Source organism: Dissulfurispira sp. (assembly GCF_036745535.1).
Classification (GTDB): domain Bacteria; phylum Nitrospirota; class Thermodesulfovibrionia; order Thermodesulfovibrionales; family Dissulfurispiraceae; genus Dissulfurispira.
On the sequence record NZ_DAIOFX010000053.1, the window covers coordinates 1 to 13,349 of the forward strand.

The following is a 13,349-nucleotide window of genomic DNA, read 5'->3' on the forward strand; positions in this document are numbered from 1 at the left end:
TTGTTTCTATAGCCTCTATAAACTGGTTAATATGTCTATACCTATCTGGCATCGACATCGAACAGTCCCTTGACGTGAGCATTACAAAGAATATCGAGGAGAATACCTATGTCTCCAACTCAAAGACACTCGATGTGAGCATCGATGCAGACATCAAAATAAAGGGAAGTGAAGGGTATCGGAGGTGGAAACACCTGACTGTTGATGGTCTTGCATCTGCTGAAATAAAGAACAACCAGATACTCAAAGAGAACATGGTTATTAACGAAGAGAACCCCAACACTGCAACTATCAGCGGCCATGCACTTGAGGGAGCTGAAGGCAACATAGGTGTTAATGTGGCTGCAGGCGACAACAATGCTCAGGACAACCTTGCAGCCATAGCTGCATCAGAACAGGAAAACTCCATGGCAGATGCCATGATATTCAAGGAGCAGTTGAGCCTGTTGAACTTCACCTGCAATAAGGGAAGGACAAACAGTGCCTCTCTGGACGGCAGTGCCCTCATGGGTGCAACAGGAAATATTGGTGTAAATGTTGTGGCAGGAAACAACAATGCCCAGTCCAACATGACTGCTATTGCTGCAGCGCCTACAAAGGTCGGCATAGCAAAGGTTGGCATACACCAGGAATCAGCAGGAAACATGACCATGAATAAGCCTGTAAAGGTGGAAGAAGTGCAAATAATACCGGTAAGGCTTGGTCTCTCTGCAACCCTTGATGGCGGTTATATCGGTGGATATTATGGAGTTGCAGGCGGTAACTACAGCGGCTCAGAAGGCGGAACATACAGAGGAACAACGAGCGGAGTGAGCTATCAGGCAAACAACTTCTATCCGGATATATGGACGGTTAATAGGGGGTACGAGCCACATGACCAGCATCCACACAGCCCCAGTGAGATCGGACACCTTGATATGGATAACGCGACACAGGGAGCTATTGCCAATCCATACAGAGAAGGTGTTGGCGGCCTTGCATTTGACAACAGAGGCACAGAAAGCGGAACCTACTCTGGCTCAGAGAGCGGATCATATGCTGGATTAGAAGCCGGTATTGAAGGCGGATATCTCGGCGGCTCAATACTCGGCACGGTTAGCGGCAACATCCCTGTTGTGATCAGGAGGAATGTTAACATGATAAACACTGCATCCTTAGGCGGAAATGCACTGAGGGGCGCAACAGGAAACATCGGCGTTAACATCGCAGCAGGCACAGGCAATCTCCAGGCCAATGCATTGGCAGTGACATATATTGCACCTGTTAATGGCGGCGGCAATGGCGGCGGCGAAGGTTTAAAGTAAAAAACTTGTTAAGGCACTGGCGCTCTGCGCCGGTGCCTTTCCTTTTTAAAAACCATGGCAAGTGGTGAAGACATGAGATCAAAGGTCATAAAATACAGCATTTCCATATTTTTAGTTTTGTCTTGCCTGCTCTGTTCTGCGGTTATGGCTGCTGATCTTTCTGTGAAGGTTCCCTATGGCAGTACCATCAATAAACGGGTTATGAGCATGAAGGAAATGAAGTTCAGGAATATCATACGCCAGGAGACGGATTTCAGTTGCGGAGCTGCATCCATGGCTACCATAATGAGGTATTTCTACGACGATGCCAATGCCTCTGAGAATGAGATTGTGGAGTGGTTGTTAAAAAACGGCGATGCAGAGAAGATTCAGGAGAGGGGCTTTTCCCTTCTTGACCTCAAGATATATGCCCAGAATATAGGCTACAAGGCGGACGGGTATATGGTAAAGCCGGAGCAACTGCCTAAGATAAAGATTCCCACCATAGTGCTCATGAATACAAACGGCTACTCCCATTTTGTTGTGCTGAAAGGGGTGCTGGATGGCACGGCATATGTTGCCGACCCTGCCATCGGAAACAGGAAGATACCTGTGGATGAATTTCTTGCTGCATGGAATGGGATAGTATTTGTGGTTCATGGAAAGGAGATGTCATCCACCTACGGCAGGTTTGATGGACCTTTGAGCGTAAACAAGGCTGAGATATGGAGGTTGAATGATCTCATGATGAGAAACCTATTTATGAATGCCTTTGAGTTTAGAAGATAGGAGGTTATGTATGTGTTTAAAGAAACTAAATAAGACCATGGTTCTGCTTATAGCAAGCGCGGTGCTTTTATCCCTGTCCCCTGTGCTGAGCTACGGGTTCGATGGATTGGGGCTGAACCCAAAGACCATCGAAGGTGTCTCATGCTCCCATACATCCAGAGCGAGGATATCCATAAGCGGTTTTACACTGCTTGAGGCCATAGTTATAGGCAGAATAGTAACGGAAGACGTCAAGAGGGATGTTGTTACCCCTTTTATAAATTTCAGATATGGCATAGCAAAGGATCTCCAGTTTGAGGTCAAAGTGCCGTGGATGTATAGAAGGGACAAAGAGGTCTGGGTTGCGGGACCATCTGGTACGGATGAAATGGAAAGAACGGTTGATGAAAGCAATCTGGGCGATATAGAGGCTGCACTGAACTATCAGCTTTTAAGGGAAAGAGGCGCATGGCCGGATATTGTTTTGAATATAAGAGGCAAGTCCACAACAGGAAAGGACCCTTACGGGTTGAAGACAGAGTTAATAGAGGGAAAACAGAGGCTTGTGGAGCTGCCCACAGGAAGCGGGCATTACGGCCTTTCTGCAGGTCTCACATTTGTCAAATCAAGCGATCCTGCAGTGCTTTTTGCGACCCTTGGATATTTTTATAACTTTGAGAGGAACGTGGGTGTTAAGGGCGGTGTGGATTATGGAAAGATAAAGCCTGGAGACAGTCTTGAACTCGGTCTCGGCATGGCATATGCACTTAATGAAAAGCTCTCCACCAGCATTTCCTACCAGCAGAGATTTACATTTAAGAGCAAACAGAATGGAAATAAAGTTACAAATTCCGATGTTAATGTGGGAAGCCTGTTTTTCGGTGTCAGCCATGCCCTGGGCGCCAAAACTTCCTTGAGTTTTTCCGTGGGTGTAGGACTTACAAAAGATGCGCCTGATGTAACAGTGGAAATGAGGGTGCCTTTTACTCTTTAAAAAAGACGAAGACTTGGGAATCTATTCATACTGATAAGGAGGATTGCCTAATGAGGTTGTTAAAGATATTATGCCCGCTTGTGTTGTCCATTTTATTAATTGCAGGCTCTGCATTTGCGGCACCTAAGATATGTTTTATAAGCATCCAGCAGATTATCGATGAGTCCAGGGCCGGCAAAGATGCGCAGGCAGAGATGCAAAAGCTCCGCAATGAACATCAGAAAATCCTTAAACAGAGAGAGGACGAACTGAACAAACTCAACGAAGAGCTGAAAAATCCCGGCTCTGCCGACCAAAAGATAAAAAAGCTTCAGCAGGATTATCAGAAAAAACTCAGAGAATATAATGACTTAATAGCCAGGCTGCAAAAAGAGGCAAGACAGAAAGATATGGAACTCACAGAGAGGATTGCATTCAAGGTCAGGGAGTTGGCCGGCAAGATGGCAAAGGACAAAGGGATAGATTATGTCTTTGAGCGTGTTGGAAGCAGCATCATAGTCTTTCCTCCTGAAAGCGATATAACAAAGGAGGTCATAAAGGGATATGATGATGAGTATTCAGGAAAGAAGTAAATGTGATGCTATATTTTTAAAAGGTGTTTAAAAATTTTCATATAGGAAATGAGGGCGCTGCTTCCGGTCTCTTTTTTGAGCCACAACCTCACTGCGATTTCCTGCACTTCGGGCCTTTTATGAAGTGCCACGAACTTTTCGATTTGGGCATCGCTTTTAAAAAGGTAATTTCTTATCTTGCTCATGAGCAGAAATCTGGTTCTGAATCTGCTGCTCCACAGTTTTTTATAAAGGGCAGGTTTGCCTTCGGCTATTGCCCGCGCAGCGAATTCTCCTGATTTCATTGCATAGTAAATGCCTTCATATGTTATCGGCATGACTATGCCCGCAGCATCCCCTGCAAACAGGATATTGTTGATGTTAAAACGGGTCCCGTTCCATTCCGGTACTTTGAACGCCCGTGTTTTCCCAAAAAATTTTTCAGCAGCAAAATCTTTTAAAGGCATGCCAAATCTCCTTCTGATAAACGTGTCCAGAAGAGGAGTGAGTTCTCTCGGATTTGCGCTTCCGGTTCCTATGGAGGAATAACCGCCGGACGGGAATACCCAGGAATAAAACTGCGATGCATGGCTTGATCCAAACCAGAACTCGCAAGCGTCGAAATCATCGGATGTTATATGTGCGCTTATGGTAGAAAGACAATCGGGCTTGGTGTGTCCGATGCTGGATCCGGCTCTGAACGTTATTCCGTCGGATGCTATCACATAATCCGACTTTATTTTAATTTCCTCGTTGGTGGAACTTCTTCTTGCTGTTGAGATGATTTTCTTTCCGATTTCTTCGAACCGCGTAAACTCTGCCTCCACTACCGATGCACCGCTGTTTTTAGCGATTTCCCTCAATTTTGCATCGAACGCGCCCCTTCCCGTAATGCAGAGATGTCCGCCCTTCAACTCGATCTCAACCTCTTCTCCCTTCGGGGATACTATCCGCATTTTCTTTATCTTTTTCTTGACAACGTCTTCAGGGATGCTCAATTCATGCAGGGCTGTGGAGGGGATCCCGCCTCCGCATGGCTTTACGTAAGACAGGTCTCTTTCTAAAAGGACAGTGTCTATACCGCTGTCAGCTAAAAAACGTGCAGCCGTAGAGCCTGCAGGTCCGCCGCCTATGACAAGGACATGAGTTCGCAGCATAATAAGTTAGCAGCCAGTTACCAGTTGACAGGAAAGACTTCTGGCCACTGGTGACCGGCTACTGAATATGATTACTTCTTCAGCCCTCTTACCGTCAACACAGGGCATGATGCATTTCTTACCACCCTTTCTGCAGTGCTTCCGAACAAGACCCTGTCAATACCTTTTCTGCCGTGAGTTCCGATAACGATGAGGTCGATGTTTTTCTCCTCGGCAAACTTCAGTATCTCCTCATACGGTATGCCTCTGATGACGGTATATTCCACATCCTTTAAGTCCATTCTCTTGTCTGCACCGAATTTCTCAAGCTCCTTCCGTGCGCTTGCATCAAGCTCCTTATACATCTCGTCAACAGAAATATGGGGCACGTATAGTCCCGATGCCGTTGCTATATCGTATACGACATGCAGCATGTGGAGCTTTGCTCCATAACTCTTTGCCAGATCTACAGCGTAAGGCAAGGCATTTAATGCCCCTTTAGAAAAGTCTGTTGGGAAAAGAATCCTTTTGATCTCCATAATATTAGACCTCCTTGAGATATTTGGCTGCATCCTCCGGGGATGTAGTCAGTATATGAAATTCCGAGTCCCATTCAAAACCGCTTTTTGTTACGAGGTGCGGCATCACTTCCATATGCCAGTGGAAATCCTCTCCCAGCGTATGCCAGTGATCTTTCCTCGGCATCCTGTTCGGCGCTGTATGCAGCACATAATTGTACGGTGGATTTTTAAAGAGGGTCCTCATTTTTTTAATTGCTGTCATCAGTATCAGGCTCAAGTCTTCCAGCTCTTCGTCGCATATATCCTGAAAAGCGCAGTTGTGCCTTCTGGGCATTATCCAGTATTCAAATGGAGACCTCGGTGCGAATGGAGTAAATGCAACGAAGTGGGTTGTCTCCATGATTACCCTTTCACCGGTTCTCAGTTCCTCGTTCAGTATATCGCAGAATATGCACCGCTCTTTATAATAAAAATAGGCCTTTGCCCCATCGAGCTCTTCCTTGATCCCCTTTGGTATCACGGGTGTGGCAATGACCTGGGAATGGGGATGGCGGAATAATTCTCCGGCTGTCTTCCCGCAGTCCTTATAGATAAGGGTATATCGCAACCGTGGGTCTTTTTCCAGTTCCGATACGCGGTTCTTGTAAGTTGTTACCACCTTGATTACTTGCGAGATGCCCAAATCCTCAGGAGGGGTATCATGCTTTGGGGATTCTATGATTATCTCATTGGCGCCTATGCTGTTCATCTTGTCATACATCCCGGCCCCTCTTCTTCCCAGATCGCCTTCTATTTGAAATATGGGATTGATTCTCGGAACTACCCTTGTCTGCCAGTTCGGTGCATTGGGAGGAGTGCCTGTTTCCCTTATGGCAAATATTTCAGGCGGGGTCTTATCTTCTCTCCCCTGACACAATATGCAGTTGCTGCCGTCTGTATCCTGAATAATGTGTTCGATATTTTTCTCAAAATAGAAGGCAGGCGGTTTTGAATCTTTAAGCACAGCTACCCATCTGTTAAGTATGGGGTCTTTTCTTAGTTCGTGCATATCTGCTCCTTAATACCTGAATTGAGCGACTTTAATCTAAAGATATATGTCAGGTGCTGCGAAAAGACTTTAAACCACGCACTGCTAAATACATTTATCTTGTATCCGTCATCTACTACATTGAATACTTGTTGGATGATATATTTATTATCTCTCATATACAATTAAACCAACACTTTTTAAAGTCTTTGAGCAGTGCCTGACATATATAAATAAATCAACCTTAGTCCCTCAAAGGTTAGGTTGGGAGCCAGGCAGTGATCCCTTTTAATCAGAGGAGACACGAGTTTCGCATGTCCGCCTGTCAGAACTAATTTTAACCTAAAACCGAGTTCTTTCTCTATACTTTTTATCAGTGCTTCGACTGCACCTGCAGTCCCGTTTATAATCCCCGAAGTCATGGATGATGCTGTATCTTTCCCCAGCACTGTTTTTGGCCTTTTGATGGAGACAGGAGGCAGTTTTGCAGTCCCTTCATGAAGGGCATGATGCATGAGGTCTATTCCCGGCATTATAGCCCCTCCCAAAAAGACAGGATGGTTGCAAGATTTTTTGGGGCTGACAACAGTTATTGTGGTAGCCGTGCCCATGTCCACAACTGCAACGGGTTTCTTATAATAAGAGAAACCCGCCACGGCATCGGCAATCCTGTCTGCCCCTATTCTTTCGGGATGCTTCACGTCAAAGGTAAGACCACAGGGTATTTTATGACTTACTATTATTGGTTTTCTGCTGCATATGTCTTTTATTGCCTCAATAATCGATCTATCGGTGGACGGGACAACGGATGAGACTATAGAATCAATTCTGGGTGAATGGGTGAATGGGTGAGTGGGTGAATGTGTGAAATGCTCTATAATCTCAGCAATTATTTTTTTATATGCCTCTGCCGACTGTATCGGATGAGTTGGAATTTTTTTGATGAACAATTTTGTGTTTTTTATCGGGTTTAGAAATATGCCGAATCCAATGGTGGAGTTCCCGATGTCAACAGCAAGCAGTATGCTCATCTGAGTATTGTCACATCTCCTGCGCTTATTTTTTTCACTGTATTGTCAGGGAGCTTCAGCATCAGCATTCCTTCCTCATCTATAGTTCCTGCAATTCCCGTAAAAACATTGTTTCCCACGGCCACTTTCACGGCGCGGCCTATGGTGGATGATAGCTTCAGCCACTCCTCAATTACAGGCTTTTTCCCGCTGTTCAACAGCATGCTGTACCACCTGTCCAGTTCCTTTATTATTTCAATGGCAATAAGGGTTCTTGATTGAGCATCTCCTGATTCATTTTTAATGGATGTAGCACATGCCTTAATTTCATCGGGCATGTCGCCGGCTTCGAGATTTATGTTTATCCCTATGCCTATGACTGCATGGAATATCCTGTCCATATCAGCCTTTATTTCTGTTAGTATGCCGCCCAATTTTTTGTCAGAGACCATTATGTCATTTGGCCATTTTATGGCAGCAGGGACGGATGAAAGCCGTTTTATTGCGGATGCACAGGCAACCGCCGACATGAGTGTCAGTATCGCTGCGTCCCTCGGCAGGATTACGGGTCTTAAGATAATGCTCATATAGAGATTTTTCCCTTGAGGCGACAGCCATTTCCTTCCGAGCCTCCCCTTGCCGCCTGTCTGTGCGTCGGCTATGATGACCGTTCCCTCGGGATACCCCTTTTCTGCAAGTTCCATAGCGTATGTATTGGTAGAATTTATGGTGTCGAAAAATATTATTTCCCTTCCGATAATCATGGACCGGCCTGAAATAGAGTCTCTTATTTCTTCAATGGATAGATCGGGCGATTTTAGTAATTTATATCCCTTTGCAGGCGACGCCTCGATTGTATAGCCTTTTTTCCTGAGGATGTTAATCCTTTTCCATACGGCTGTTCTTGTGACTTTCAGGGTATTTGCTATTTCTGCACCTGAAATAAAATCTTCTTTTTCCTTCAGGAGCCTTATTATTTCCTTATTATTATTCATAGGCAATACCGCTAACCCATTGGGTTATACCTAAAGTGAGTGCTTCTATTTTAGAAATATATGTCTGGTGCGGCGAAAAGACTTTAAACTCCGCACTTGTAGAGACATTTATCTTGTATCCGTCATCTACAACATTGGATACTTGTTGGGTGATGCAATTATAATCTTTTATATACACTTGAACCAACACTTTTTAAAGTCTTTGAGCCGTGCCCGACATATATAAAATGCCTAGTTTGGATTATCTTTTTTCCGGCCACTCGCATTCTTTATATAGAACACACTCTCCGCATTTAGGATTCTTAGCTGCGCATGTCTCCCTTCCATGCAGTATCAATGCAAGGCTGAACGATGTCCATTTATCATTTGGTATCTGTCCCATGAGTTCTTGCTCTACTTTTTCCGGATTGCTTGAATGTGCAAGCCCGAGGCGGTTGCTTACGCGCAGGACATGTGTATCAACAGGTATAGCCTGTTTTCCGAAAGAGCTTCCGAGTATGACATTCGCTGTCTTTCTGCCAACTCCCGGAAGCGTTATGAGTTCCTCCATTGTTTGAGGAACCTTACCATGAAAATCCTTTACGAGTTTCTTGCAGCAGTCAATGATCATCTTTGCCTTGTTTTTGTAATATGTTATTGAGCTTATCTCACGTTCAAACTTGGTGGCGTCCGCCTTCGCGTAATCTTCGGGTATTTTGTATTTCTTAAAGAGTTCCTTTGTCACGGCGTTTACCTTTACATCCGTGCATTGTGCCGACAGTATCGTGGCAACGAGGAGTTCAAAAGGATTTGTGAAATTAAGGGCGATCCTCGGATGGGGATATTTCTTTAGAAGCAGTTCTGTTATTTTTTTAGCGTTTGCCATTATTCCTCATTTAATATTGCAACCTCGATTCTATCCTTTAATCCTTCTGCAAAACGCTTTGCATCATTCTTATCTCCCACGATGGAGCCGTAATGCATTGGTATTGCGATTTTCGGCTTGATATCGAGGGCTGCCTGAACAGCCTCATCTGCTGTCATGACGTAGGTTCCCGAAACCGGAAGCAGTGCAATGTCCACATTTTTGAATGTCTTCATTTCTGGTATGTAATCTGTGTCGCCTGCAATGTATATCCTCTGTCCACTTACGCTGAAGATGTAGCCGACCCATCCTTTATCCTTTGTATGGAACTGTTTGTTTGTGTTATATGAAGGCACGGCTTCTATCTCGATTCCGCCTACATTTATTTTATCGCCCGGTTTTACAATCTTAATATTTCCCGACAACTTCTTTGCACAGTCCGATGTTGTAACAATTATGGTATTTGGTGTTTGGATCTTTTTTACATCATCTGGAGAACAGTGATCGTAATGCTCGTGCGTTATCAGTATTATATCTGCCGTGTCCTTCTTTTTAATCTTGAACGGATCGGTGAAAATAACCTTCTCGCCGGTTATTTTAAATGTGTCATGTCCAAGCCAGTGAATATTTTTGATCATGATTTTTGCCTCCTTTTTTCTGAAAATATTGTTGCTGGCATTGTGAAGATAAAGGTGACTATTAATATTCCTGAAAATAATTTCTTCATAGCCCCCTCCCGTGTTTTGTAAAGATTATATCATAAAAATTCCCACTTCCATAATTCAGTAATGATGTATATAGGGTATGCTTCAAAAGCCTTTACAAAGTGTTGTTCTTTATTCATGCCAGAGATTATTAATGATTCATCCATGCGGTGAGCAATGTTGTGGATGACGGGTTCAAGACAAAATGAGGGTTAATATCCTGAAGTGTAAAGTCTTTTCAGCACACCCTATGTACATTTTTTTCAAGATGTCTGGCTGCGGATTATGGCACTTTATTTTTTTATAATTCGATATGTTATATTTGTCTTTCCCAGCTTATCGGGTTTGTGTATACAATACACTCTTAAAAGACTTGACAAAAACAGAATTCTCTGGTAAGCTTAACAGGTTTTTCCGGTAAATCGGAAGTTTTTCGCTGGTAATAATTCATGTGTATTAAATTTAATGGAGGCCGTGAAAGAGAATGCCTACGATTGCACAACTGATTAAGAACGGCCGCAAGAAGGTCGAGAGAAAGACGAAGAGTCCGGCCCTTAAGAACTGCCCGCAGAAGCGCGGCGTGTGCGTGAGGGTTTATACAACCACGCCAAAAAAACCGAACTCGGCATTAAGAAAGGTTGCAAGGGTCAGGCTTACCAACGGCATGGAAGTTACTGCTTATATCCCCGGCGTGGGACATAACCTGCAGGAGCATTCAATAGTATTGATAAGAGGCGGAAGGGTTAAGGACCTCCCCGGTGTCAGGTATCACATCCTGAGGGGTACCCTTGATTGCGCCGGTGTTGCAAACAGGAGACAGGGAAGGTCCAAGTACGGGGCAAAGAGGCCCAAGTAAGAGGATAAGAAAATGGCAAGAAGAAGAGTATCAGTAAAGAGAGAGATATTACCGGATCCAAAATACAACAGCAAGCTGGTAAGCAGGTTTATCGGCGTTATCTTAAGGGATGGCAAAAAGTCGACTGCCGAAAGGGTATTCTACGGAGCGCTGGACATCCTTAAGGAGAAGACCGGCTCCGATCCTTTAAAGGTATTTAAGACAGCAGTTGAGAATGTGAAGCCGCTCCTCGAGGTCAAGCCGAGAATGGTTGGCGGCGCAACATACCAGGTTCCGATGGAAGTAAGGCCTCACAGAAAGGTGGCCCTTGCATTGAGATGGATTGCAGATTGCTCAAGGGGGCGCAAGGAAAAGACAATGCGCGAAAAGCTCGCCGGAGAGCTTCTTGATGCTTATAACAATACAGGCAGTTCTATAAAGAAAAAGGAAGATACCCACAGAATGGCAGAGGCGAACAGGGCCTTTGCGCACTACAGGTGGTAAGGAGATTTTAGTCTGATGTCACGATTCCCATTAGAAAAAACACGCAATATCGGTATTATGGCTCATATCGACGCTGGTAAGACCACGACTACCGAAAGGATACTTTACTATACGGGCGTTACATATAAAATCGGCGAGGTCCATGAGGGAACCGCTGTTATGGACTGGATGGTGCAGGAGCAGGAAAGGGGAATTACCATAACATCCGCAGCAACCACATGCTCATGGAAAGACCACAGGATAAACATAATTGACACGCCAGGACACGTTGACTTTACTGTCGAGGTTGAGCGTTCATTGAGGGTTCTTGATGGTGCGGTTGTAGTATTCGATGCAGTTGCAGGCGTCGAGCCGCAGTCAGAGACCGTCTGGAGGCAGGCCAATAAATACGGCGTTCCGAGGATTGCCTTTATGAATAAAATGGACAGGGTCGGCGCCGACTTTTTTATGGCAGTGGATACGATGGTCGAGAAATTGGGCGCAAGGCCTGTTCCTGTTCAGATACCCATTGGAAGCGAAGATAAACTGAGGGGATCTATAGACCTTGTGACTATGAGGGCATTCTTTTTTGATGACGAGACACTCGGTGCAAAGTACGTTGAGACTGATATTCCCGAAGAATATATCGTCAAGGCAAAGGAATACAGAGAAAAGTTATTAGAGGCAATCGCCGATGTCGATGAGAATATAATGGAAAAATACCTCTCGGGAGAGGAGATATCCGTTAATGAAATCAAGAACGCCATCCGCAAGGGTACGGTAGATATGAAATTTACACCTGTGCTCAGCGGCTCTGCATTTAAAAATAAAGGAGTTCAGTTGCTCCTCGATGCCATAGTGGATTACCTGCCTTCTCCGCTGGAGATTCCTCCTGTAACAGGAGTAAGGCCATCGGATGGGGCAGAGGTTGAGAGGAGGGCATCTGACGACGAGCCATTTGCAGCCCTTGCCTTTAAAATAATGACAGACCCATTTGTTGGTCAGCTTACATTTGTAAGGGTTTATTCAGGCGTACTCAGTGCAGGCTCTTATGTATATAATTCCACAAAGGATGTAAAGGAAAGAATAGGCAGGCTCTTCAAGATGCATGCCAATAAGAGGGAAGAGATAAAGGAAGTAAGGGCGGGCGATATAGCGGCTATTGTGGGATTAAAAAGTACATTGACCGGAGATACCCTTTGCGATGAGAACAACCCTGTAATTCTTGAATCAATACAGTTCCCGGAGCCTGTTATGGCAGTGGCCATTGAACCAAAGACAAAGGCAGATCAGGAAAAGCTTTCTGTTTCTCTGGCAAAACTTGCCCAGGAGGATCCATCTTTTAAGGTCTCTTATGACGAAGAGACAGGACAGACAATAATATCAGGAATGGGCGAGCTGCATCTGGAGATAATTGTCGACAGGTTGATGAGGGAGTTTAAGGTTGGTGCAAATGTGGGCAAGCCACAGGTTGCATATAAAGAGACCATAAAGAGATCGGCAAGAGTAGAGGGTAAATTTGTAAGGCAGTCAGGCGGTCGCGGGCAGTATGGCCATGTCTGGATAGATGTAGAGCCTCTGGAAAGAGGAAAGGGATTTGAGTTTGTCAATAAAATAGTTGGCGGCTCTATTCCAAAAGAATATATCCCGGCAGTAGAGAAGGGTATAAAAGAGGCTATGGACGGTGGCGTGCTTGCAGGCTATCCTGTTGTGGATGTTAAGACAACCCTATTCGATGGTTCCTATCACGAGGTTGACTCATCAGAAATGGCCTTTAAAATAGCAGGCTCCATGGCATTTAAGGAGGGCGCAAAAAAGGCACAGATTACACTCCTCGAGCCTATAATGAGCGTGGAGGTCGTTACTCCGGAGGAATATATGGGCGATGTTATCGGAGACCTTAACTCAAGGCGCGGGAAGATACAGTCTATGGAAAAGAGGGGAAATTCCCAGGTGATAAAGGCAATGGTACCCCTTTCAGAGATGTTCGGATATGCCACAGACCTGAGGTCAAAAACCCAGGGAAGGGCTACATATACAATGCAGTTTTCCCATTATGAAGACGTCCCTAAAGGCATAATGGATAGTATTGTTGCAAAGGTAAAGGGCGAATAATTTTATAAAGGAATTATAAGAATTCAAGAGGAGGAGTTATGGCCAAGGCAAAATTTGAGAGGGTAAAGCCGCATGTAAACGTG

At 44.8% G+C, this 13,349-nt stretch carries 14 protein-coding genes; 7 read left to right on the forward strand and 7 right to left on the reverse strand.

Annotated elements, in window-relative coordinates; all coding sequences use genetic code 11:
* The 4 genes from V7L97_RS09065 to V7L97_RS09080 all read left to right on the forward strand — a co-directional run.
* The coding region (locus tag V7L97_RS09065; protein ID WP_333655234.1) for a hypothetical protein at positions 1–1,304 on the forward strand (1,304 nt) is incomplete at its 5' end.
* A 72-nt stretch (positions 1,305–1,376) separates the two neighbouring features.
* Positions 1,377–2,072, forward strand: a complete 696-nt coding sequence (locus tag V7L97_RS09070; RefSeq protein WP_333655235.1) for a C39 family peptidase — start codon at positions 1,377–1,379, stop codon at positions 2,070–2,072.
* Between the two features lie 10 nt (positions 2,073–2,082).
* Positions 2,083–3,045 carry an autotransporter outer membrane beta-barrel domain-containing protein gene (locus tag V7L97_RS09075; protein WP_333655236.1) on the forward strand — a complete coding sequence of 321 codons (963 nt, stop codon included), beginning with the start codon at positions 2,083–2,085 and terminating at the stop codon, positions 3,043–3,045.
* Between the two features lie 50 nt (positions 3,046–3,095).
* On the forward strand, positions 3,096–3,617 hold the full coding sequence (locus V7L97_RS09080) for an OmpH family outer membrane protein (protein ID WP_333655237.1): 522 nt from the start codon (positions 3,096–3,098) through the stop codon (positions 3,615–3,617).
* An 8-nt stretch (positions 3,618–3,625) separates the two neighbouring features.
* On the opposite strand, the gene V7L97_RS09085 is transcribed toward V7L97_RS09080, so the two are convergent.
* The 7 genes from V7L97_RS09085 to V7L97_RS09115 form a co-directional block, all read right to left on the reverse strand.
* Positions 3,626–4,753 carry a geranylgeranyl reductase family protein gene (locus V7L97_RS09085; RefSeq protein WP_333655239.1) on the reverse strand — a complete coding sequence of 376 codons (1,128 nt, stop codon included), beginning with the start codon at positions 4,751–4,753 and terminating at the stop codon, positions 3,626–3,628.
* Positions 4,754–4,824: 71 nt separating this feature from the next.
* Positions 4,825–5,271 carry a universal stress protein gene (locus tag V7L97_RS09090; RefSeq protein WP_333655241.1) on the reverse strand — a complete coding sequence of 149 codons (447 nt, stop codon included), beginning with the start codon at positions 5,269–5,271 and terminating at the stop codon, positions 4,825–4,827.
* 4 nt (positions 5,272–5,275) lie between these two features.
* On the reverse strand, positions 5,276–6,301 hold the full coding sequence (locus V7L97_RS09095) for a galactose-1-phosphate uridylyltransferase (RefSeq protein ID WP_333655242.1): 1,026 nt from the start codon (positions 6,299–6,301) through the stop codon (positions 5,276–5,278).
* Positions 6,302–6,480: 179 nt separating this feature from the next.
* Entirely contained in the window at positions 6,481–7,311 is an 831-nt protein-coding gene (locus V7L97_RS09100; RefSeq protein WP_333655243.1) for a type III pantothenate kinase, read from the reverse strand.
* On the reverse strand, positions 7,308–8,285 hold the full coding sequence (locus tag V7L97_RS09105; RefSeq protein ID WP_333655244.1) for a biotin--[acetyl-CoA-carboxylase] ligase: 978 nt from the start codon (positions 8,283–8,285) through the stop codon (positions 7,308–7,310). The genes V7L97_RS09100 and V7L97_RS09105 overlap by 4 nt, the downstream gene beginning before the upstream one ends.
* Positions 8,286–8,526: 241 nt before the next feature.
* Complete coding sequence (gene nth, locus V7L97_RS09110; RefSeq protein ID WP_333655247.1) at positions 8,527–9,150, reverse strand: endonuclease III; 624 nt, start codon at positions 9,148–9,150, stop codon at positions 8,527–8,529.
* The gene (locus V7L97_RS09115; RefSeq protein ID WP_333655249.1) at positions 9,150–9,767 is read right to left on the reverse strand and encodes an MBL fold metallo-hydrolase; all 618 of its coding nucleotides are present in this window, start codon (positions 9,765–9,767) and stop codon (positions 9,150–9,152) included. Before V7L97_RS09115 ends, nth begins: the two co-directional genes overlap by 1 nt.
* A 550-nt stretch (positions 9,768–10,317) precedes the next feature.
* On the opposite strand from V7L97_RS09115, the gene rpsL reads away from it, so the two are divergent.
* From rpsL to fusA, 3 genes are read left to right on the forward strand one after another with little or no spacing between them, the layout of a single operon-like run.
* Positions 10,318–10,689, forward strand: a complete 372-nt coding sequence (rpsL, locus tag V7L97_RS09120) for a 30S ribosomal protein S12 (protein WP_333655251.1) — start codon at positions 10,318–10,320, stop codon at positions 10,687–10,689.
* Between the two features lie 12 nt (positions 10,690–10,701).
* Entirely contained in the window at positions 10,702–11,172 is a 471-nt protein-coding gene (gene rpsG / locus V7L97_RS09125) for a 30S ribosomal protein S7 (RefSeq protein WP_333655253.1), read from the forward strand.
* A gap of 15 nt (positions 11,173–11,187) precedes the next feature.
* The gene (gene fusA, locus V7L97_RS09130) at positions 11,188–13,266 is read left to right on the forward strand and encodes an elongation factor G (protein WP_333655256.1); all 2,079 of its coding nucleotides are present in this window, start codon (positions 11,188–11,190) and stop codon (positions 13,264–13,266) included.
* Positions 13,267–13,349 lie beyond the last annotated feature (83 nt).